General features: G+C 64.1%; 16 protein-coding genes and 2 rRNA genes. 16 read left to right on the top strand and 2 right to left on the bottom strand.

Features of this window, described 5'->3' with window-relative positions; translation table 11 throughout:
- Positions 1-335 (top strand): 23S ribosomal RNA (locus VN706_18915); the annotation flags it as partial.
- Between the two features lie 137 nt (positions 336-472).
- Positions 473-589: ribosomal RNA gene (gene rrf / locus VN706_18920) — 5S ribosomal RNA — on the top strand.
- Between the two features lie 174 nt (positions 590-763).
- On the opposite strand, the gene VN706_18925 is transcribed toward rrf, so the two are convergent.
- The gene (locus VN706_18925; protein HXT17718.1) at positions 764-2116 is read right to left on the bottom strand and encodes a hypothetical protein; all 1353 of its coding nucleotides are present in this window, start codon (positions 2114-2116) and stop codon (positions 764-766) included.
- Between the two features lie 150 nt (positions 2117-2266).
- Positions 2267-5368, bottom strand: coding sequence for a SusC/RagA family TonB-linked outer membrane protein (locus VN706_18930; GenBank protein HXT17719.1), 3102 nt, complete (start codon positions 5366-5368; stop codon positions 2267-2269).
- A 137-nt stretch (positions 5369-5505) separates the two neighbouring features.
- On the opposite strand from VN706_18930, the gene era reads away from it, so the two are divergent.
- The 14 genes from era (at position 5506) to bamA (ending at position 21974) form a co-directional block, all read left to right on the top strand.
- On the top strand, positions 5506-6387 hold the full coding sequence (era, locus tag VN706_18935; GenBank protein ID HXT17720.1) for a GTPase Era: 882 nt from the start codon (positions 5506-5508) through the stop codon (positions 6385-6387).
- Positions 6384-6578 carry a Trm112 family protein gene (locus VN706_18940; protein HXT17721.1) on the top strand — a complete coding sequence of 65 codons (195 nt, stop codon included), beginning with the start codon at positions 6384-6386 and terminating at the stop codon, positions 6576-6578. Before era ends, VN706_18940 begins: the two co-directional genes overlap by 4 nt.
- Position 6579: 1 nt before the next feature.
- On the top strand, positions 6580-7557 hold the full coding sequence (locus VN706_18945) for a PorV/PorQ family protein (protein HXT17722.1): 978 nt from the start codon (positions 6580-6582) through the stop codon (positions 7555-7557).
- Entirely contained in the window at positions 7557-8303 is a 747-nt protein-coding gene (locus VN706_18950) for a hypothetical protein (protein HXT17723.1), read from the top strand. Before VN706_18945 ends, VN706_18950 begins: the two co-directional genes overlap by 1 nt.
- 116 nt (positions 8304-8419) lie before the next feature.
- The gene (locus tag VN706_18955) at positions 8420-9430 is read left to right on the top strand and encodes a diguanylate cyclase (GenBank protein HXT17724.1); all 1011 of its coding nucleotides are present in this window, start codon (positions 8420-8422) and stop codon (positions 9428-9430) included.
- 494 nt (positions 9431-9924) lie between these two features.
- Positions 9925-10386, top strand: coding sequence for a hypothetical protein (locus VN706_18960; GenBank protein ID HXT17725.1), 462 nt, complete (start codon positions 9925-9927; stop codon positions 10384-10386).
- Positions 10387-10493: 107 nt separating this feature from the next.
- Positions 10494-11616, top strand: a protein-coding gene (gene prfB / locus VN706_18965) for a peptide chain release factor 2 (GenBank protein HXT17726.1) whose coding sequence is annotated in 2 segments (ribosomal slippage) — positions 10494-10550 and positions 10552-11616 — 1122 coding nt in all. Because the reading frame shifts where the segments join, the coding sequence is not laid out codon by codon here.
- Entirely contained in the window at positions 11613-13172 is a 1560-nt protein-coding gene (lysS, locus tag VN706_18970) for a lysine--tRNA ligase (protein HXT17727.1), read from the top strand. Before prfB ends, lysS begins: the two co-directional genes overlap by 4 nt.
- A gap of 53 nt (positions 13173-13225) precedes the next feature.
- Complete coding sequence (locus VN706_18975) at positions 13226-14482, top strand: FtsX-like permease family protein (GenBank protein HXT17728.1); 1257 nt, start codon at positions 13226-13228, stop codon at positions 14480-14482.
- Positions 14483-14489: 7 nt separating this feature from the next.
- The gene (locus tag VN706_18980) at positions 14490-15188 is read left to right on the top strand and encodes an ABC transporter ATP-binding protein (protein ID HXT17729.1); all 699 of its coding nucleotides are present in this window, start codon (positions 14490-14492) and stop codon (positions 15186-15188) included.
- A 15-nt stretch (positions 15189-15203) separates the two neighbouring features.
- Positions 15204-15728, top strand: coding sequence for a UvrB/UvrC motif-containing protein (locus VN706_18985; GenBank protein ID HXT17730.1), 525 nt, complete (start codon positions 15204-15206; stop codon positions 15726-15728).
- Positions 15725-16810, top strand: coding sequence for a protein arginine kinase (locus VN706_18990; GenBank protein ID HXT17731.1), 1086 nt, complete (start codon positions 15725-15727; stop codon positions 16808-16810). The genes VN706_18985 and VN706_18990 overlap by 4 nt, the downstream gene beginning before the upstream one ends.
- A gap of 26 nt (positions 16811-16836) precedes the next feature.
- Positions 16837-19341: an ATP-dependent Clp protease ATP-binding subunit gene (locus VN706_18995; protein ID HXT17732.1), complete on the top strand. Its 2505-nt coding sequence runs from the start codon at positions 16837-16839 to the stop codon at positions 19339-19341.
- Between the two features lie 221 nt (positions 19342-19562).
- Positions 19563-21974, top strand: a complete 2412-nt coding sequence (gene bamA, locus VN706_19000) for an outer membrane protein assembly factor BamA (GenBank protein HXT17733.1) — start codon at positions 19563-19565, stop codon at positions 21972-21974.
- Position 21975: the final 1 nt, after the last annotated feature.

Here is a 21975-nt window from a genome sequence, read left to right on the forward strand (position 1 = left end):
TACATGAGCTGGGTTCAGAACGTCGTGAGACAGTTCGGTCTGTATCCGTCGTGGGCGTTGGAGAGTTGAGGGGAGCGGACTCTAGTACGAGAGGACCGAGTCGGACGACCCGCTCGTGTCCCGGTTGTCCTGCCAAGGGCACCGCCGGGTAGCGATGGTCGGCTGTGATAACCGCTGAAAGCATCTAAGTGGGAAGCACGCCCCAAGATGAACTCTCCCAGTCCCTTGAGGACTCTAAAGGGCCGGGGCAGACCACCCCGTCGATAGGCCGCCCGTGGACGTCTCGCAAGAGATTCCAAGCGCAGCGGTCCTAATCGCCCGTGTGGCTTGACTACTCCCAATTGGACTTCCATTGGGAAGTCAACTGCAAGCAACGCTGAATGATCCTCTATACGAATTCTTTGAATTCCGATCTACCAAACACTTCATTGTCGCTTCCTCGCCTCGCGAAGAAGCAAAAATTGACCGAATCGCTGGCGACTAGAGCGTAGGGGCCACACTCGTTCCCATTCCGAACACGATCGTTAAGCCCTACAGCGCCGATGGTACTCCGCTCGCGAGAGCGCGGGAGAGTAGGCCGTCGCCGGCACCTCTAACACAACCGCCCCGAATCCAGTATGGATTCGGGGCGGTTGTGTTTTTTTGGCACGACGACACCGTCCGACCACCTCCGACCAGATCCGAGCACCACAGATCTGGTCAGACGTAGGCAAACCCTCTCGTTGTACACCGGTGCTCGCCGAGACACGACCAGCTGACCAGCTCACGCATTCCGATCAATACACCCCGTAAAGTTCGGATTCGTCTTCTCATTGTCCGTCACCGGAAGATTCACATCCGTCCCATACGGCGGACCACCATTCTTGTGGAACGTCCCCGTCGGAAACACCGTGTCCGCCGTCCGGCCATACTGACGCACCAACCGCCGCTCATCACCCAACCGCAGGCCGCGGCCAAACTGCCAGAACGCCTTCTCCCGGAAAAAGAGATCCGTCGCCGCCGTCGCATTCGCCGGCGTGGGTAACGCCGCCATCACCGGCACCACGAAGTTGCCCAGCGTCTGCGACGCCGTCCTCAGCGCATTCAACTTCGTCATCATCCCTGCGATATCCCCGGCCTTGAGCGCCGCCTCAGCCTCGATCAGTCGGGCGTCGAGCCCACTCACCACCGGAATCGGATCGCTCCGGTTCACCCAGATCTGTTGCGCGACGAGCGGCGTCACACCGTCGATCGACTTCGTGCCCGTGCCGACCGCTGACCCGGTCACCGGCACACGCGGATCCTTCGCCGACGCGAAGGGCAACGCATTTTTGATCCGCCCCGTGAAGTCGAAGCTGTCCCCGACGACGAACCGCGCGCGCGTCGACACCTGGCCGGCCAGATTCCAGATGTTGTTGTCGTTCGTGGTCTGCGAGAACGTGACGGTGTATTGAAAGTTCGTCGGCACGCCCCCCACCGCCGCCGCCGCTTCCGGGAACTTCGCCATGTCGATCAGCGTGCGGCCGCGCGTCACCGCGATCGCATTGCGAATGGAAACGGCAAAGGCATCGCTGCCCGTGGCCAGAGTCGCCGCCGAATCCAGATGCCCGATCGCGCGCGCGAAGACTTCCTGATTCGTCAGCGGGTTGGTGTAGGAGTACACCCCGTCCACCGTCTCACTCATCGGAATGCCGTTGCAGAACAACTCGGCCATGAGCATTTCTGTATAACCCATCGCCCAGAACTGCTCCGCCTGTTCGGCGGGCTTGTCGGCGACGAACTGCTTGAGCGCGTTGATCGCATCGCGGTATGACCCGCGCGCCTGCTGCATGCTGCTGTAGGCGCTCGAGAGCACCGAGTTGTTCGTCTGAATGACGCGCTGGTCGGTCTCGTTGTGCTGCGAGAACGTATCGCCAGACTTCCACACGTCCGTCAACACGTCGCCGAGCATGGCGGCGGTGGACTGATTGCCGTTGCCACCGCCCGGCGTGATCTGCTGCAAACGCCCCAGCGCGCCCACGCGCAGCGCTTCGGCGCCCGCGGCGCCGGCGCTCCCGATGTCGCCCGGGAGAATCGTTCCGGGCTGCTGCGGCGACAACAGATTGTCACGCACGCTGCACGCTGCCAGCGGGAGCATGGCGGCACTCAAGGCCAGCGAGACGCCCCTACGACTCCAGCCGCTCCAACGAGGGCGCTGGAACACTGATGGTTCCTCGCGTCGGCGATCCGCACCTTCGCTCGGAATTCCACACGTCCGGCTATTCCGCATTTGTGGTCGCCTCGTCGGTTAGTAGTGGAGGTTGAGCCGCACGGTGTAGTACCGGCGCGGTGCCGAGCTCGCGAACGTGCTCTGGGTGTCGCCGGTGCTGAAGTTTTCTTCGGGATCGGCGCCCTTGTACTTGGTCCACACCTTGAGATTGCGCGCGCCGAACACGAGCGTCGCGTCACCCGCGCGCGCGAGCTGCACCGCACGCGTCGGGATGCGCCACGTGGCCGACAGCTCACGGAAGCGCCAGAACTGGCCGTTCTCGAGGTAGCCCCACGCGGTGCTCGGATTCTTGGCGGTCGTCGCGATCGCCGCGGCCTGGTCCTCGAGCGAGGCCGTCGGATCGGACCGGCCCGGACAGGCCGGATTTTGCTGGCACTGGAAATTCTTCGTGCTGTTGAAGATCAGGTAGCCGCCCTTGTAGTCGAACAGGCCGTTGATGCGCACCGTGCGATTCAAGAGGTCGATGCCGTTCGTTACCGAAAAGATGTCGCGCGGCACCGCATAGCCGACGTAGCGGAACGTCGGATCGACCGTGACCTCGTTGGCCGTGATCAAGCCGTCGTGGTTCGAGTCCGCGTAGGTGTAGACGCGATAGAACTGTCCGTGCACCGGGAGTCCGACGGAGTCACGCGTCGACCCGGTGCCGTTCGTGGGATTCGGCTTGCCCGCCGCATCGAGGCCGAGCGACAACACCTTGTTGCTGTTGTGCGACGCCGCGATGCTCACGTCCCAACCGAAGCGCCGGAGATCGAGAATCGTCGTGTTGATCGCGGCTTCGATGCCGGTGTTCTGCACCGAACCGAGGTTGCGCAGCACGCTCAGCGCGGACGGCGCGACGGACGGCGCGATGTTCTGGCTGTACAACGCGTCCTTCGTTTTCTTCTGGTAGAGCGTGAGCTCGAGGTTGGCTCGATTGCCCAACACCCGCGCATCGAATCCACCTTCGATCTCGGTCGACGTTTCGGGCTTGAGATCGGCGTTGCCCAGTGAGTTCGCGCGCAATCCCGGCGTGTCCGTGGCGTTGACGCTGACCACGGGCGCGTTGAACGTCACGAATGCCGACGTCGAGCCGGGCTGCACGCCCGACGCGCCATAGGCGACGCGGAGGCGGAACTGATTCAACCACGAGTACTGCGGGAAGAACGGCTCGTCGGACGCGATCCACGACGCGCTCGCCTTGGGATACGTGATCGACTGGAAGTTCGTGCCGAAGGCGCTGTTCTGGTCCTGGCGCATGGCGACGGTGAGGAACAGACGATCGCGCAGCGTCGCTTGCTCCTGCACGTACGCGCCGTACGTCTTGTCGGCGGACGGCAGCGTGCCGCCGCCCTGCGTGACCGCGCCGGCACCGACGGTCTGTGCGCCCGGCGGCAGGTTGGTTGCCGAGGCCGTCGTCGACTCGTTTTCCTGATTCGTGTAGTCGGCGCCGGCGGTCGTCTTGAACACGAGCCACGTCCGGGCTTGCCACGACGCATTCGAGGTGAACTTCGCGGAGAAATTACGATTCTCTAAATGTCCGTCGCCGACGGCGCCAAGGCGCCAGCTGCTGAAATCCGGGCATTCGTTGTAGCGGCAGAGTCCATAACTGTCGCGCGCCGCGAAGTCGACGCCGACCGTGCCGTCGTTCTGCATCCACGACAACGGGCGCCAGCTCGCCTGCATGGTGCCGAGCATGCGCTGCACGTCTTCGCGCGCGAAACGCTGGAAGATGTCGCCGTACGTGAATTGCGTGTTGCCGTACAACTCCTGCCCGCGCGAATCCTTGTCGGTGTAGCCCAAGCCCGGATGCGCGAAGCCCGGCGCCATCATCGCCTGATAGAACACGCTGTTGAAGTTGTTGTCCGTCTGGCCGAGGCGCTGATTCGTCTTCGTGAATCCGGCGGTAACGGTCAGGTCGAACTGCGGCGACAGCGCGGCGCTGAGATTCGTGCGGAGCGAGGTGTTCTGCAGGAATTCGGGACGGAGCCATTCGTCGCGCACCCCGATGTTCTGCGCGTCGAATCGCGCGACGTCGAGGCCCGGCATCTTGAGCGGGCCGGTCTCGTTCTCCATGTCGCCGCTCACGAAGTAGCGAATCACATCGGAGCCGCCGTTGACCTGCAGCCCGTACTGATTGCGGTTGCCGGTGGAAATCGGCGTGTAGCGCGAGTCGGAAATGATGTTGAGGAACGTCACGCTGTCCTTGATGCACGCGCCCGTGGAGAGCGTGCTGTCGAAGCAGCGAATCTGGTTGTTGGGCGACGTCGCCGAATGGCCCCAAATCGCCCACGTGTCGGGGTAGTGCGACTTGTCCTCGAGCTTTCCGCCCTCGCCGAACCAGTTCCACTTGGTGTTGCCGGCTTTGCCCTTCTTCGTGGTGACGACGATGACGCCGTTCGAGGCGTCGGTGCCGTACAACGTCGCGGCCGAGGGGCCTTTCACGATCTCGATGTCCTCGATGTCCTCGGGATTGAGCGCGTTGAGGTACGTCGAGGAAACCATCGAGCCGCCGGCGCCGCGCACGCTGTATGCGCCGGCGTTGAAGCGCACGCCGTCGACGACCCAGATCGGCGCGTTGCTCAGCGACAGCGAGCTCACGCCGCGAATGCGAATCGAGCCGGCGGTGCCCGTCATGTTGCCGGGCAGCACGGAGACGCCCGGTGCTTTCGCGACGAGCAAATCGTACGCGTTGGTGATCGGCGTCTCTTCGACTTTTTTGCCGACGTCCCCGATGGTGGCGACGGTATTTCCGATCTCGACGCGGCGCTGTTGCCCGGTTGCCGTCGTCACGATCTCCTGCAGCTGCACGATCGCCTGCTGCATCGAGAAATCGAGCGTGACCGTGGCGCCCGCGGTCACTGAGACGGACTTCTTCTGCTCCTGGTAACCGACGCGGATCACTCGCACGTTGACGGTGCCGAGGGGAGCGCCGCGAATCGTGTAGCGGCCGTCCGCGGTGGTGCCGACGTTCAACGCCGATCCCACGACGTACACGCGCGCCTCGGACAAGGGTTCGGCCGAGCCTTGCGCGGTGACGCGGCCGGTGATGGTGGCTTGTTGCGCCGCGAGGTGCGGCGGTGCGACGAGGAAGAGTGCGGCCATGAACATCGCGGCCGACACCACGGAACCGTGGGCTTTCATCGATTCATCCTTGCCAGGGTGGGGGGGCACCACCTGCTGACACATCGTCGTGTCTGGTTTGCAGCGACGATACCGCTTCGGGCATCACTGTCAAGGCGAGGCGGCCGTCGTGGTGAGCGTGACGGTTACTTTTCTGGATGCCTCGTGCTGGAATATTGACCGTCGTCGGCAAACCGAATGCAGGAAAGTCGACGCTGCTGAATCGGATCGTCGGCGAGAAGCTGAGCATTGTCAGCCCGAAGCCGCAGTCGACGCGCGATCGCATCGTCGGAATTCACACCGCCGGCGACGTGCAGATCGTCATCCTCGACACACCCGGGTTGCTCAACCCCAGGTACGCCCTCCAGAAAGCCATGCGTGCGACGGCGCTCTCGGCGCTTGGCGATGCCGACGTCATCCTGTATCTGGTGGACGCGACGGAGGGTGACCCGGCGCCGCTGGCCGAAGTTGCGCAGCTCGACGAGTCGCCGCGCGCGCCGGTTATTGTCGGATTCAACAAGACCGACCTCATCGACGCAGCGCGGCAGGAGGCATTGGCGGCGCGTCATCCCGAGGCGGTGTCGATGTCGGCGGCCACAGGCGCGGGAGTCGAGGCGCTGCTCGAGCGGATTGGTGGGATGTTGCCGGCGAGTGAACTGCTCTATCCCGAAGACGACATCAGCACGCAGACGGTGCGGTTCTTCGTGAGTGAGCTCGTTCGCGAGACGGCGCTGGAACAGCTACAGGACGAACTTCCTTATAGCATCGCGTGTGAGATCGAAGAGTTTCGGGAGGCACAGTCGCCCATTTACATTCGAGCGGTGCTGCACGTCGAGCGAGACAGTCAGAAGAGAATTCTGATTGGCGCGGGCGGGCAGCGCGTTCGCGCCATCGGCAAAGCGGCGCGGGCCAAGATCGAAGCGCTCGTCGGAGGTCCGGTGTATCTGGATCTCTGGGTGAAGGTGCTTCACAACTGGCGGCGCAACGCGCACGCGTTGAGTCGCTTTGGTTACAAACTCCCCGAGGAACAGTCCCCATGAGTGGTACCGGAGGTACGGCGAGCACTCCAGTCTCGCCGCAGTTGCTGGCCATCCTCGTTTGTCCCAAGTGCAAGGGGGAGCTCGAGTATCGCGAAGCCGAGTCGGCGCTCCTGTGCCACGCGTGCAAGCTGCGGTATCCCATTCGGGACGGGATTCCGATCATGCTCATCGATGAGGCGACGCCGCTTTAGCGTGCGCCAGTTTCTTCGGCACGTCATCATTGGCGCGGCGTTTTCGCTGGCCGCGGCCGCGACACTCGGCGCGCAAACAGGGACCGAGAATGAGTCGGCATTCGAGTTCATCTTCCCGTACGGTGCGCGTGCGGTCGCCATGGGCATGACCGGCGTCGCCATGGCGTCGCCGTCGGATGCAGTGTGGCTCAATCCCGCCCTTGTTGCCCGGGCGCATCGCGAGGCTTCGCTCCAGGAACAGAGCAAGTTGAGCGCATTGATTTCCACGGACATCGGCGGATCGGTCGTGTGGACCTTCGCGCCGGTGGGAACCGTGGCGCTGAGCGCCCGGTACATGGACGAGGGCACGGACATCGCAACGAATGATTTGAATGAGCAAACTGGTACGTTCGTTCCGAAACACGAGGTCGTGGCCGCGACGTTCGCGACGACCTTCGGCAGTCGGGCGACCGCCGGATTTACTGTCAAACGGCTCGTGCGAACGGCTCCGTGCAGCGGCGAATGCGGCCCAAACCTTCCGGCGAGCAGCTCGGTGAACGCGCTGGACTTCGGTGCCCAGTTCTACGTGTCGCATGATTCGGTGCTGTCGGTCGGCCTTGCGGCGCGCAACATCGGGCCGAAGCTGCAGCAGAAAGATGCGCCGCAGGCCGACGAGCTTCCGACGCGCATCGAGGCAGGGATCGCGATCATGCCCACGCTCAAGGACGCCAAGGACGTTCGGGTCATCGGCGCCGCGGATATCGTCGCGCGGGTCGGCCCGGGAGCGCCCGGTTTCCGGTTCGGTGGAGAGGTCGGATATCAAAATCGCTACTTCGGGCGCGCCGGGTATGTCGTGTATGGCCCCGGTGAAGTCAGCGGTGCGACGTTTGGAGTCGGGGTCCAGACGGGCAAACTCGCGATCGATTTATCACAGATGGCGACCGACCCCGGGACCTCCGGACTTCGCCCGACGCTCGTCTCGCTTCGCTACATATTCTGATGCGCTGGCTGGGACTTGTTGTCGTTGGCGCGGTATGTACCGCAGCTCACGCGAGCATCGGTACCGCGCAGGAGTCGCACGCGTTGAGCTCCGGCGTTGTGCCGCACGTGTCCGTGCCGCACCTCCCGCGGTCGGCGAGCCCGTTGGCGTCGCTGGTGGCGCCTGGCTCCGGGCAGTTCATGCTCGAGCAGCAGCGGTGGGTGGGATACGTGGCCGTCGAAGGCATTCTGTGGTGGGTTTATGGCAAGCAGGTGCGCGAGCGATCGCAGCAGGAGGCGGCGTTTCGCGACATCGCTCGCCGTGTCGCGCGGGCGCACCTGTCGCCGAACGGACCGGACGGGCCCTGGGTCTACTACGAGACGATGCGCGACTGGAACGAGAGCGGCGTGTTCAGCAAGAGCGTTAAGGCCCTGATTCCGGAGACGGATCCCAGCACCTGGAACGGCCACACATGGGCGTTGGCCAAGGGACTCGCCCCTGACAGCGTCTCGGCGCTGTCGTTTTACCGGGCCCACGCGATTCCGTCGAACATGGCCTGGTCGTGGCAGAACGCGGGCTTTCAGCTCGACCAGTTCACCCAGGCAACGAACAAGCGGAACGACGCCAACAATCAGGCGAACACGCAGCTCGTCTTGATTGCGGTGAATCACCTTCTGAGCATGGTGGATGCGTTCGCTACTTTCCGTCTTCAGGTTCGTCCTGTTGGAGATGGACGAACGGCGCTGAGCGCGTCCGTAAGCTGGTGAAGCAATTGTGACCTGAGTCACGCCAAGCCAACAGCGCGCAAGTCGTGTTGCCGTCATAGTTTGACTTCATTCTGACGCCTTCCTATCTTGGCGTCTTACCGCTGATATGGCAGAGCGTGGCAACAACTAGCGCGATCCTTTTTTCGCCCGACGATCAGGGTCCACCCGAAGTCGTGCAGCAATGGTTGACGGAGCTGGGACTTCCGATCGTGCGAATCCGGGATACGGAGACGCTGATGGGAGTTGCGCTGCGCAGCCGGCCGCGCGTCGTCGTGTTCGACACGCGCCGCAACTCCGGGGTGGCGCTCGACGCACTGCGCCACCTCAAGTCCGACTCGTACACCGGCGTGGTGCCTTCGGTCGTGGTATCGAACGATGACTTCGAGTCGTTCGACGCCGGTTTTCGCGCGGGCGCGGACGAGGTCGTGCGCGAGCAGCAGGCCGCCGCGGAGCTTCGCATTCGCCTCGATGCCATGCTGCGCCGCTCCGATCGCGACCTCTACGTCCACCCGTCGACGCGATTGCCCGGCGCGGTCGAGATCGAAGCCGAGATCGGGCGCCGCCTGTCGATCGACGCGCCGTTCGCGACGTGCTATGCAGACCTCGATCACTTCAAGGAATTCAACGATCGCTATTCGTACTACGAGGGCGATCGCGTCATTCGCATTCTCGCGCAGATTCTCCACGACGTGGTGAAGGGCTGCTGTCACGAGGAGGGATTCGTCGGCCACATCGGCGGCGACGATTTCATCTTCGTCATTCCGACCGCGGCGGTTCCCGAGGTCTGCTCGGAGATCGTGTCGATCTTCGATACGTTGATCCCGTTTCAGTATTCGGAGCAGGACCGGCGAGCGGGCTATTTCTTCGGCAAGGATCGCCGAGGCCAGTTGCACCGAGTACCATTGATGACGGTGTCGATCGGCGTCGTCACGAACGAGCGGCGGTTCTTCACGCATGCGGCGCAGGTGAGCGCGCTCGCGACGGAGATGAAGAGCTACGCCAAGACGCTTCCCGGCTCCGTGTTCTCGATCGATCGGCGCACCGACGCGCCGATGATCGACGAGATGGTTGCACCGACGCCGCGCGGGGCGGCGGCCGTGACTGCGGCGGACGGAGGGAGTACGTGAACGTTTCGTGTCCGGAGTGTCGCTCGGTTTTTCGCGTTGACCCGGTGAAGATTCCGGCGTCCGGCGTGCGCGCCCGCTGCTCGGTGTGCGGCGGTGTGATCACGATCGGAGCGGGCAACTCGATCGAGGAGGAGTTCGGGCAGGCGGCCCCGGCTCTGACTGCGGCTCCGGCCGCGACGAACGTTGCTCCGCGGCCTACGATCGCCGCGGCGGCTTCGCCACCGCCGCCAGCCCCCTTGGCCCCCGCGCCCGCCGTGCCCGCGACATCGGCGCCGCCGCAGCCTCGGCGGCCGATGTTCACGCCACCCGTTCCGTCGGCACCTGCCGCACCAGCTCCGCCGGCGGTTCGCTCGCCCATGCCGACCCCGCCCATCGGCGGTCCGGCGATCTCTCCGAGCGTTGCACCCCCGCGGGGACCGAGCTTCGCTTCTCGGCCGATGACGCCTCCCGTGCCACGCATGCCGTCGGCTCCGGTAGCGCCGCCAGCGCCGCCGATGCCACGTCCGGGCGGCATGCCTCCGTCGCCCGCGATGGCACCGGCGGCGCCGACGCCAGCGAGACCGGTGGCGCCGCCAACCCCCTGCGTTGGGCCGCCGCCGGCACCTGCCCCAGCCGTTGCCTCGGCACCGGCCGCGCCGGCCGCGCCGGCAGCGCCGACGGCGCGCCCATCGACCGCGACGCCCGCGCGTGCGCCGATCAATCCGTTTCTCGCGAATGATCCCAACGCGAAGGCGCGCCGCCTCGCGCGGGCGCTCATCTCCGATCTCGTGACGTACTTCCCGCAGCGACGCGATGAAGGGTTGCGCGACGGCACGCTTCGCGAGTTGTTCCGCGAAGAGATCAAGAAGAGCTACGAGGAATATGTCGAGCAGGTGGGGAAGGAGTTCGCCGACTCGACGCCGCACTTTCAAGAAGCGCTGAACGACATCCTCGCGAACGGGCAGAAGCTGTTCTAGCGATGGGCGTTGGGTGATGGGCGGCGGGTGCCTATCTTTCCAATTACAGAGCCGTCTCCCTTCCGGTGACGGCTCTCGTCTTACCTGCACATCGGAGCACACGCACCATGGCGGACAGCGAGCGCGCGAAGCAGCTCAAGCAACAGGCGGACGTGCTCGCCGAGCTGCGGAGGTACCTTTGACCTGGATGCCAAGCGCGAGACGCTGAGGCAGCTCGAGGAGCGCATGTCCGCTCCGGGATTCTGGGACAACCAGCAATCCGCGCAGAGCGTGGTGCAGCAGGTGAAAGCCGTGAAAGTATGGATCGAGCCGTTCGACTCGGTGAGCGCGCGGGTCGAGAGCGCACGTGAGCTCGAGGAGATGCTCCAGGCCGAACCGGACGACGAGCTCGCCGCCGAAGTCCAGCGCGAAGCGACGACGCTCGAGGCCGAGATCGAACAACTGCGGCTCAAGTCACTGCTATCGGGGCCGGATGATTTTCGCGACGTGCAGCTCGAGATCAGCGCCGGCGCGGGCGGGACCGAAGCGCAAGACTGGGCCGCGATGCTCATGCGCATGTACACGCGCTGGGCCGAGCGCAAAGGCTACGCGATCGAGATTCTCGATCTGAGCGAGGGAGAGGAAGCCGGCATCAAGGGCGCGGTGCTCGAGATCAAGGGCGTGTACGCGTACGGGTTCCTCAAAGCGGAAGCGGGCGTGCATCGGCTGGTGCGCATCTCGCCGTTCGACGCGCAGGCGCGGCGGCACACGAGTTTCGCGTCGGTGTTCGCGTATCCGGTGGTCAATGAGGAAATCAACATCGAGATCCGCGACGAGGACATCAAGATGGACGTGTTCCGCGCGTCGGGCGCCGGCGGCCAGCACGTCAACAAGACCAGCTCCGCGGTGCGATTGACGCACATTCCGAGCGGCATCGTCGTGGCGTCGCAGCAGGAACGGTCGCAGCACAAGAACAAGGGTACCGCCATGAAGATGCTGAAGAACCGCCTCTATCAGCTCGAGGCGGACAAGCTCGCGAAGAAAAAAGCCGAGATGGATGCGAACAAATCGGACGTGAGCTTCGGCAACCAGATCCGGAGCTATGTCTTCCAACCGTATACGATGGTGAACGACCACCGCACCGAATTAAAGATTCCTGATGTGCAGAAAGTGATGGACGGCGACATCGATCCGTTCATCGAGGCGTACCTGCAGCAGCTCAACGGGCAGTCCGGGAGCGCCGCCGCGTGAGCGACGATCTCACGGACCGGCAGGACGCGGGCGATCTCAACTTCGTTCAGAAGGCGCGGCGGGAGAAACTAGACGCGCTGATCGAGCGCGGCATGGCGCCGTTCGCGTACAGCTTCGACCGCTCGCACAGGGCGGCCGAGGCGGTCGGATTGCACCCGGCTGGTGCGGAGGACGAGGGTGAACACGTGCGCGTCGCGGGCCGCATCGTCGCATGGCGCGCGCATGGCAAGACGACGTTCGCGCACATCGCCGACGACTCCGGCCGCATTCAGCTCTACTTCAAGAAGGACGCGTTGGGTGAGACGGCCTACGCCGCACTCGATTTGTTCGACATCGGGGACATCATTGGGGTGAGCGGCCCGCTGTTTCGGACGCGCACCGGTGAAGTGACCGTACGCGTCGTGGACGTGGAACTGCTCTCGAAGTCGCTCCGACCATTGCCGTTCGGCAAGGAAGAAGTCGTGAATGGGGTGACGGTGCGCCACTCGGGCTTCTCCGATCCCGAGCAGCGCTACCGGCAGCGCTACGCGGATCTCGCGGTGCATCCCGAAGTGCGCGCGCTGTTTCGCGCGCGGTCGCGCATGACGTCCGAGATTCGCCGCGTCCTCGAGGAGCTCGACTATCTCGAGGTGGAGACGCCGGTGTTGCAGCCGCTGTATGGTGGCGCGGCGGCGCGGCCGTTCGTTACGCACCACAACGCGCTCGACATGCCGTTGTATCTGCGGATCGCCGACGAGCTCTATCTCAAGCGGCTGGTCGTGGGCGGATTCGATCGCGTGTATGAGATCGGGCACGACTTCCGGAACGAAGGGATCGACCGCACGCACAATCCCGAGTTCACGATGCTCGAATTCTACGAGGCGTTCGCGGACTACACGGTGATGATGTCGCGCGTCGAGAACATCCTCGTGCGCGCCGCGGACGCGGTGCGTACGGTGTGGTCGCCGCCGCAGGTGGGCAGTGCGTCGGGCGCGATCGAGCATGGCTCGGACGGCGTGCCGGTGTTCAGGCCGCCGTTCCCGCGCGTCGAGTGGGTGCCGTCACTCAACAAGGCCCTGGGCGCCGACGCCATGACGATGGACGACGCGACGCTCCGGCAAACGGCCGCCCGCGCCGGCGTGCACAAGGTGGAGGCGCTGAGCCGGCCCAAGCTGCTCGACGAGATGTTCCAGGCGCTGGTCGAGTCGAAGCTGCACGATCCGACGTTCGTGATCGATTATCCGGTGGAGTTGTCGCCCCTGGCGAAACCGAAGCGCGGAACCCCGGGGCTCACGGAGCGATTCGAGTTGTTCGCGCGCGGGAAGGAGATGGCGAACGCGTTCAGCGAGTTGAATGATCCGATCGATCAACGGCGGCGGTTCGAGGCGCAGGCGCGCCTGCGTGCCGCGGGCGACGAGGAGGCGAGCGGCGTGGACGAGGATTATTTGCGCGCGATGGAATACGGGATGCCGCCGATGGGCGGGGTGGGGATTGGGATGGACCGGTTGTTCATGTATCTGACCAACACGCCAAATATTCGCGATGTGATACTATTTCCGACGCTGCGGGCAGAGTGAGCGGGCGTATGGGCGTATGGGCGTATGGGCGTATGGGCGAATGAGGAAACGGAATGAGTAAACTCGAATTATCGATCGCCTGGCGCTATCTGCGCAGCCGGCGCGGATCGAAATTCATGTCGCTGATCTCGCTCATCGCCATTCTCGGCCTGACCGTGGCGGTGAGCGCGCTCATCGTCATCATCGGCGTGATGGACGGGCTGCAGAACGATCTGCGTGAGAAGATTCTCATCGGCAGTCCGGACATCCGCGTCATGATGTACGGCGAAGACATGGTGATGGACGACTGGCAGCCGGTGCTGCGCAAGATTCTCCGCCAAAAGGACGTCGTCGCCGCGGATCCGTTCGTCTTCACGCAGGCGGTCGTACAGTCGGCGCGCCACAAGTACATGGAGGGCGCGTTCGTGCTCGGGCTGCTGCCGGACGGCCCCAACGTGCCGCAGGTGACGACGATTCGCGATCGCGCGGTCGCGGGCGACTTCACGTTTCGGAGCTCGGACGGCAAGCGCCACGGCGCGGTCCTCGGAAAGAAGCTGGCCGAGCGGTTGAACGCGACGCCGGGGATCGATTCGGTGACGTTGTTGACGATCAATCCCAACGAGACGGATCCGATCACCGGGCAGCCGAAGGCGACGATCATGACCTTCGAGGTCACGGGCATTTTCGACACCGGCATGTATGAGTATGATAATTCATATGTCATCATCGCGATCCCCGAGGCGCAACAGCTCGCGCACCTGGGCGCGTCGGTGACCGGCATCGAGGTGAAGACGCCGTCGCGGTGGGATGCGCCGAAGATCGCGCAGCAGCTGCTCGACAGCCTGGGCTCGCCCATGCGCGTGGTGGACTGGCATCAGCAGAACAACACGCTCTTCACCGCGCTCAAGCTCGAGAAGCTCGGCATGACCGTGATTCTCCTCCTCATCGTGCTCGTGGCCGCGTTCAACATCATCAGCACGCTGACCATGGTCGTGACGGACAAGACGAAGGAGATCGGGATTCTGCGCGCGATGGGCATGCCGGCGAAATCCATTCGGCGCGTCTTCTTCGCCCAGGGCCTGGTGATCGGCGTCGTCGGCACCGGCGCGGGGACGATCATCGGCGCGAGCGCGGCCTTGTTGATCGACCACAAGCGGCTCATCTCGCTGGATCCGTCGGTATATTACATCGATCACCTGCCGGTCTCGATGCAACCCCTCGACCTGGTGTTCATCGTGGTGGCGAGTCTGGCGGTGGCGGCGCTGGCGACGATCTATCCGTCGACGGCGGCGTCGCGGCTCGTCCCCGTAGAGGCGATTCGTCACGAATGACGCAGTCATGATGGTGCTGGAAACGATCGACCTGGCGAAAGTCTATCGCGGCGGAGATGGCGGGCTCATCACCGTGCTCGACGGCGTGTCGCTGCACGTCGAGCGCGGCCAGATGGTGGCGATCGTCGGCGCGAGCGGCGCCGGCAAGAGCACGCTCCTCCACCTCCTTGGCGCGCTCGACCAGCCGACGCGGGGCGAGGTGCGCATCTCGGGCCATTCGCTGACCGGCCGGGGCGACGACGAGTTGTCGGCGATTCGGAATCGCTCGATCGGCTTCGTGTTCCAGTTTCATCATCTCCTGCGCGAGTTCACGGCGCTCGAGAACGTGATGATGCCGGCGCGCATCGCGGGCTGGGACGACGCGCGAGCGGCGCGCCGCGCGCAGGAGCTGCTGGAGCGCGTCGGGCTCGGCGGGCGGACGATGCACAAACCGTCGGAGCTGTCCGGCGGCGAGCAGCAGCGCACCGCCGTCGCGCGCGCGCTCGCGCTCGATCCGGCCGTGCTCCTGGCCGACGAGCCGTCGGGCAACCTCGATCACGTGAACAGCGAGCGGCTGCACGATCTCTTCGTCGAGCTCTCGCGCGATCTCGAGATCGCGATGGTGATCGCGACGCACAATCGCGCGTTGGCGGCGCGGGCCGATCGCACCCTCGTGCTCGAGGATGGTCATCTCACCGATCTCGACGTGCGCGAGGTCGTGTCCTAATGCGCGAGCGATAACATGCTCTGCGATAATTGCCACGAGCGTGACGCCGTCGTGCATCTCACGCAGATCGAGAACAACGCCGTGCATCAGCTGCATCTGTGCGAGCGATGCGCCGCGGAGCGCGGTGTCGAGACGACCGTCGCGACGCCGAAGCATCCGCTGGGCGAGTTTCTGCAGGCCGTGCATCAGCAGGTCGCGACGTCGACCGGTGCGAGCGACGGCGCGCGCTGCAGCTTCTGCAACACGACGATGGCGGACTTCCGCGCGACGGGACGCTGGGGCTGCGCGCGCTGCTACACGAACTTCGAGGCGGGCATTCGCGAGCTGCTGCGCCGCGTGCAGGGCAATCATCGCCATGTCGGGCGCGTCTATCAGCCGCCGATGTCGGAAACGATGGAGCGCGCCGCGATCCTCGGCGAGCTCAAAGAGCGGTTGCGTCGTGCGATCGACGCGGAGCAGTTCGAGCTCGCGGCGGATTTGCGCGATCGCATTCGCGTCGCGGAGGCCGGGAACCACGAGTCCGTGGGAGAGCGGCGATGAGCGTCGATCTGTCGCTGCTGCCCGACGGCGGCGTCGGCTGGCTCGATGCATCCGGGAAATACTCCGATATCGTCCTCTCGACACGCATTCGGTTGGCGCGGAACGTCGACGGGTATGCATTTACGGGACGCGCGCGCGACGGCGAACGCCTTCGGGTGCTGGCGCAGGTGCGTGAAGCGGTGGGCTCGGTGTCGGCGCTTCGTGACGCGGTGACGTATCGGCTCGACGAGCTGCCGCCGACGTCGCGCGCGCTGCTGCACGAGCGGCATCTCGTGAGCAAGGAGCTGGCGGGGTTGGACGGCCAGCATCCGCTGCGGAGTGGTGCCGCGGTGATCCTGGCCGACGGTCTGGGTGTGATGGTGAATGAGGAAGACCATTTGCGCCTGCAGTCGTTGCGCTCGGGCTTCGCCCTCGGCGAAGCCTATGCGGCCATCGACAAGCTGGATCGCGAGTTAGGTACGCGGCTTCCGTATTCGTATCACCACGAGTTTGGGTTCCTGACCGCGTGCCCGACCAACGTCGGCACGGGGATGCGGGGCTCGGTCCTGATCCATCTCCCGGGGCTCGTGCTCACCAAGGAGATCGGAAAAGTGCTGGCCAGCCTTCAGCAAATGGGGCTGACCTACCGAGGCTTGTATGGAGAGGGCAGTGAGGTGGTCGGGAATTTCTTTCAGATCTCGAACCAGACGACGCTGGGACGATCCGAGGACGAGTTGCTCGACCAGCTGTTGCGCGTGGTCGGCCACGTCGTCGAACGAGAAGCGGAAGCGCGTCGTGTGCTCTTGCGGGACGCGGGTTATATTATCGAAGACAAGTTGTGGCGCGCGTACGGGACGTTGCGATACGCTCGAAGCCTCACGTTCGACGAGGCGATGAACTACTTGAGCGGTGTGCGCTTAGCCGTCGGCCTGAAACTGATTTCCAGCCTTAGTGTATATACCCTCAACAAGCTCCTGATCTTTTCGCAGGCCGCGCACCTGGCGTATGCAGAGGGCAGGGCGTTGACCGAAAGCGAAACCAACCTGGCGCGCGCACGGTATGTGCGTAAGGCGCTGGAAGAGGAAGCGGGCTCGGTCGGTTGACAATCGTCTCAACCGGATGAGAGGGAATGATGAACGGCTATAACTTCACCGAGCGGGTGAGGAAAGTCCTGGCGATGGCTCGCGAGGAAGCCGCACGACTCCACCATGAGTACGTGGGCACTGAGCACATCCTGCTGGGATTGATCCGCGAGGGCGAAGGCGTCGCAGCGACGGTCCTTCAGAACCTCAGCGTTGAGCTGGACGACATCCAGCAAAAAATCGAAGAAACGGTGAAGAAGGGTAAAGCCGGCCAAACAACCGGACCCGATCTTCCCTATACCTCGCGCGCCAAGAAAGTGCTCGAGCTCGCTATGAGCGAAGCGCGCGAGCTGAACCATTCGTACGTTGGCACTGAACACCTCCTGCTGGGCCTTCTCCGCGAAGAAAAGGGGATTGCGGCGCAGGTACTGACCGACGCGGGCGTCAATTTAGACGCCGCCCGCGCCGAGACATTGCGCATCCTCGGAACGGAGATGCCGCAGGGTGGTGCTCAGGGCGGGGTTGCGGGCCAACCGCAGGGCGGTGCGCCCGCGGCCGCGCCCAAGGGTGAGAAGAAATCCAAGACGCCGGCGCTCGATCACTTCTGCCGCGATCTGACGCAGTTGGCGGCCGAGGGGCAGCTCGATCCCACGATCGGGCGCGCGAAAGAGATCCAGCGCGTCATGGAAGTCCTCACCCGTCGCAAAAAGAACAATCCCGTCCTCATCGGCGAACCCGGCGTGGGCAAGACGGCGATCGTCGAAGGATTGGCGCAGCTCATCGCCAACGGGGAGTGCCCGGAGTCGCTGCGCGACCACCGTGTGCTGTCGCTGGACATGGCGGCGGTCATCGCCGGCACCAAATATCGCGGTCAGTTCGAAGAGCGCCTCAAGGCGGTCATGAACGAGATCGCGCAGAACAAGCAGATCATCCTGTTCATCGACGAGCTGCATACGCTCGTGGGTGCGGGGGCAGCCGAAGGTGCCATCGACGCCTCTAACATGCTCAAGCCCGCCCTCGCGCGTGGCGAGCTGCAATGCGTCGGTGCATCTACGCTGAACGAGTATCGCAAGTACATCGAGAAGGACGGGGCGCTCGAGCGCCGCTTCCAGACGGTGATCGTCGATCCGCCGTCGGTGGAAGAGACGGTCGAGATCCTGAAGGGGCTGCGCAAGAAGTATGAGGATCATCACAAGGTGACGATCCCCGATACGACGCTCGCGCTCGCGTCCAAGCTGTCGGAACGCTACATCACCGACCGATTCCTTCCGGACAAGGCGATCGACGTCATCGACGAGGCGGGCGCGCGGGCGCGCCTTGCCGCCCAGGCGCCGCCGCCGGAAGTGGCCGCGCTCAAGGTCGATCTCGAGAAGGTGAACGCCGAGAAGGAAGCGGCGGTCCGCGATCAGAATTTTGAAAAGGCCGCGTCGCTGCGTGACAAGGAACGCGAGATCCAGGGCAACATCAAGCAGAAGCAGCAGGAGTGGGAGGCGCGGCGCCAGTCGCACCGCCCGGTGCTTGGTGAAGAGGAAATCTCGTTCATCGTCAGCCGCTGGACGGGTATTCCGGTGACGCGTCTTCAGGAAGCGGAGACCTCGCGTCTCCTGCGGATGGAAGACGAGATGCACACGACGGTGATCGGCCAGGACGAGGCGATCAAGGCCATCTCCAAGGCGATTCGCCGCAGCCGCGCGGGTCTCAAGGATCCGCGCCGGCCGATCGGATCGTTCGTCTTCTCGGGCCCGACGGGCGTCGGCAAGACGGAGCTCGCGCGGGGCCTCGCGAAGTTCCTGTTCGCGGACGAGTCGGCGCTGATTCGCGTCGACATGAGCGAGTACATGGAGAAGTTCTCGGTGTCGCGCCTGATCGGTGCGCCGCCGGGATACGTCGGCTACGAGGACTCGGGCACGCTCACCAAGGCCGTGCGGCGCAAGCCATACTCGGTGATCCTGCTCGACGAAATCGAAAAGGCGCATCCGGACGTGTTCAACATCCTCCTGCAAGTGCTCGACGAGGGCCACCTCACCGACAACTACGGCCGGGTGATCGACTTCAAGAACACGGTGGTGATCATGACGTCGAACGTTGGCGCGCGTGATCTCATGAAGACCAAGTCGCTGGGCTTCACGTCGGGCGACGAGAAGGCGAATTGGGAGCGGCGCGCGGACAAGGTGCGCGACGAGCTCAAGAATGTCTTCAATCCCGAGTTCCTGAACCGTCTGGACGACGTCATCGTCTTCCACCCGCTCAATCGCGAGCACATCTCGCAGATCGTCAGCATTCTGCTCAAGGACGTGCGGAAGCGGTTGGCCGAAGAGGAGCTGGTCCTCAAGCTCACCGACGGCGCCACGGACTTCCTCGTCAAGAACGGCTACGACGAGCAGTACGGGGCTCGCCCACTCAAGCGGGCGATTCAAAAGTTCATCGAGGATCCGCTCTCCGAGAAGATTCTCATGGGCGACTTCAGCCGCGGAGACGAGATCGAGGTCGACGTGTCGCCGGAAGGGGATAAGCTCGATTTCCGCGTGCCGACGCCGACGACGCAGGCGTAAGTCGTTCGCACGATGCACACAGAGCCCCGCCCATCAGGCGGGGCTCTGTCTGTTTGCGACGGTCGCACCCAGGCGCTGCGGGCCGGTATCGGCACTATTGCACTCGCTCCGCGGCGCCCGGTGGGACGCCGCGCGGCCGCGGTACCCTCTCGACCAAACGCGCCAACTCTTTATGGATCGTATCGTCGACCCGTTGTGTATATTCCAAGACTATGCGACAAATGCGCTTCCTCGTCGCGGCGCTGAGTCTGCTGGTGGCCGGTTCGGTCGCCCAGGCCCAGGAGTCCGTGACCGGTCGGTGTGCCACCCCGGATAGCATTGCCTTCCGGGGCAATCAGCGAATCAAGGACGCCGAGTTACGGGCGGATATCGGGATTGCTCCCAAGAGCACGATCAACACGCGCGTGCTCCGACGAGCCATCTCGGATCTGTACGCGACCAACCAGTTCGAGGCCGACATCAACACGGCCTGCGACACCACCGGCGGCAAGACCACGCTGGTCTTCAACCTGACCGAGCGCCGCATCCTCAGCGACGTCTCCGTCACCGGTGCCGAGAAGGTGTCCACGAGCTCCGTCAAGGATCGCGTCGACCTGCTGATCGGGAAGCCCATCGACCCCGCGCAAGTCGCGCGAGACGTCGCCCGCATCGATTCGCTGTACCAGAGCGAAGGCTATTACCTCGCGCGCGTGAAGGTCGACACGATCAAGAGCGGCGACGCCACGATGCTCGTGTTCAACGTGAACGAGGGACGCCGCCTCGCGATCTCCGGCGTCGAGATTCGCGGCAACAAGGCATTGAGCGCCAAGACGATCGTCAAAGCCATCAGCACCAAGCCCGAAGGGTTCTTCTGGTGGCGGAACGGCGAGTTCGATCAGGAGAAGTATGCCGAGGATCTCGCCAAGACGATCCCCGAGCTGTACGCCTCGCACGGCTACATCGACGCATCGGTCGTGAAGGACTCGCTGATCATCGATCGCGCGAAGGGCAAGGCGCTCGTGCGCCTGACGGTGAACGAAGGGCCGCAATACAAGATCGGTGATTTCTCGTGGAACGGCGCCAAGCTCTTTTCGAGCGAGCAGATCGAAGGGTTGTATCCCTTCAACAACAAGTCGTCCACGAGCGTCAAGCAGGCCGTGAAGGGCCTGGTCGGCAAAGGCGCGCCCGAAGCGAAGGACGTCTTCAACGAAGGCGCGTGGGAAGACGCGACGCACAAGGTGCAGGAAGCCTACGCGAACGAAGGGTACATCTACGCGAGCGTCAATCCGGTCGTCGAGCGGCGGAAGGTCGGGCCGGACTCCGCGCCGCGCGTGGATCTGCGCTGGGAGATCGACGAGAAGACGCCGGCGATCGTGAATCGCGTCGACATCGTCGGCAACGACGTCACCGTCGAAAGCTGCATTCGCGACCAGTTGTTCATTCTGCCGGGCGACGTGTTCAATCAGGACCGCCTGGTGCAGAGCTATCGCAACATCGCCAACCTCGGCTTCTTCGAGCAGGACATGCCGCCCCCGGACACGCGGCCGGCCAACGAGAAGGGCGACATCGACCTGATCTTCCACGTGAAGGAAAAGCGCACCGGCAACGTGAACTTCGGCGCGTCCGTGGGACAGGGGACCGGACTGGGCGGCTTCATCGGCTTCGATCAGCCCAACCTGTTCGGCGAGTGCAAGCGCGGCTCGCTGCAGTGGCAGTTCGGCCAGTACATCAAGGATTTCAGCCTGTCATATTCAGATCCTCGTATTAAAGGATCGAATACATCGGGGACGATCACGGCGTATCACCAGCAGTCGCGCTTCATCATCCGCGACATCGGCCAGTCGACGACCACCGGCGGCCAGATCCAATTCGGGTTCCGGCTTCCCAACTCGCGCCTGACGAGCTTGTACCTGAGCTACGGCGGCGAGCGCGTGAGCTATGGCGGCGAAGGGCTGGTCGGCACCATCAATTGCAACGGGTGCTTCCGAAGCACGGTCGGCTTGACGCTCGATCACGATTCGCGGTTCGGCATGCCGTTCCCGGTGTCGGGCGTTCACGAGAATCTCGCGCTGCAATTGAACGGCGGCCCGCTGGGCGGCACGGCGCAATACACCCGTCTGACGGGCGAGGTACACGGCTACACCCAGCTCGCGACGTTCGGCAAAGGCCTCGGTCCCGAGCCCATGTCGCTCGTCTTCGGGCTCGGCGCCAAGGCCGGCGCGCTGTTCGGCGATCCGGGTCCGTTCTTCGTGTCGCAGGCGTTTTCGCTGGGCGGCGTGCAGTACGGCGACTATCACCTGCGCGGCTACGAGGAGTTCTCGATCACGCCGCTGGGCTACCTGCCGAACGCCGATCAGTTCCAGGCGCAGCGCAGCTCGTTCGGCAATGCCGTGTACGTTTCAACGGCCGAGCTGGGTCTGCGCGTCAATCAACAGTTGTACATCGACGGCTTCTACGACGCCGGCAACCTGTGGCAGCGGCCGCGCGACTTCGACCCCACGCGGCTTTTCCGTGGTGCCGGATTCGGTGCGTCACTCGTCACTCCGTTGGGCCCGTTGGGCATCGATCTCGGCTACGGTCTGGATCGCGTCGATGCGAATGGCGTCAAGGATCCGAAGTGGCAAGTCCACTTCAAGTTCGGTCAGATCTTCTAGT

Source organism: Gemmatimonadaceae bacterium (genome assembly GCA_035606695.1).
GTDB lineage: Bacteria > Gemmatimonadota > Gemmatimonadetes > Gemmatimonadales > Gemmatimonadaceae > JAQBQB01.

What these genes read in the sequence shown, in the direction of transcription:
- VN706_18925 (HXT17718.1), bottom strand. Translation starts at nt 2,116, where the DNA reads ATGCTCCCGCTGGCAGCGTGCAGCGTGCGTGACAATCTGTTGTCGCCG.
- VN706_18930 (HXT17719.1), bottom strand. Translation starts at nt 5,368, where the DNA reads ATGAAAGCCCACGGTTCCGTGGTGTCGGCCGCGATGTTCATGGCCGCA.
- era (HXT17720.1), top strand. Translation starts at nt 5,506, where the DNA reads ATGCCTCGTGCTGGAATATTGACCGTCGTCGGCAAACCGAATGCAGGA.
- VN706_18940 (HXT17721.1), top strand. Translation starts at nt 6,384, where the DNA reads ATGAGTGGTACCGGAGGTACGGCGAGCACTCCAGTCTCGCCGCAGTTG.
- VN706_18950 (HXT17723.1), top strand. Translation starts at nt 7,557, where the DNA reads ATGCGCTGGCTGGGACTTGTTGTCGTTGGCGCGGTATGTACCGCAGCT.
- VN706_18960 (HXT17725.1), top strand. Translation starts at nt 9,925, where the DNA reads ATGCCACGTCCGGGCGGCATGCCTCCGTCGCCCGCGATGGCACCGGCG.
- VN706_18975 (HXT17728.1), top strand. Translation starts at nt 13,226, where the DNA reads ATGAGTAAACTCGAATTATCGATCGCCTGGCGCTATCTGCGCAGCCGG.
- VN706_18980 (HXT17729.1), top strand. Translation starts at nt 14,490, where the DNA reads ATGATGGTGCTGGAAACGATCGACCTGGCGAAAGTCTATCGCGGCGGA.
- VN706_18985 (HXT17730.1), top strand. Translation starts at nt 15,204, where the DNA reads ATGCTCTGCGATAATTGCCACGAGCGTGACGCCGTCGTGCATCTCACG.
- VN706_18990 (HXT17731.1), top strand. Translation starts at nt 15,725, where the DNA reads ATGAGCGTCGATCTGTCGCTGCTGCCCGACGGCGGCGTCGGCTGGCTC.
- VN706_18995 (HXT17732.1), top strand. Translation starts at nt 16,837, where the DNA reads ATGATGAACGGCTATAACTTCACCGAGCGGGTGAGGAAAGTCCTGGCG.
- bamA (HXT17733.1), top strand. Translation starts at nt 19,563, where the DNA reads ATGCGCTTCCTCGTCGCGGCGCTGAGTCTGCTGGTGGCCGGTTCGGTC.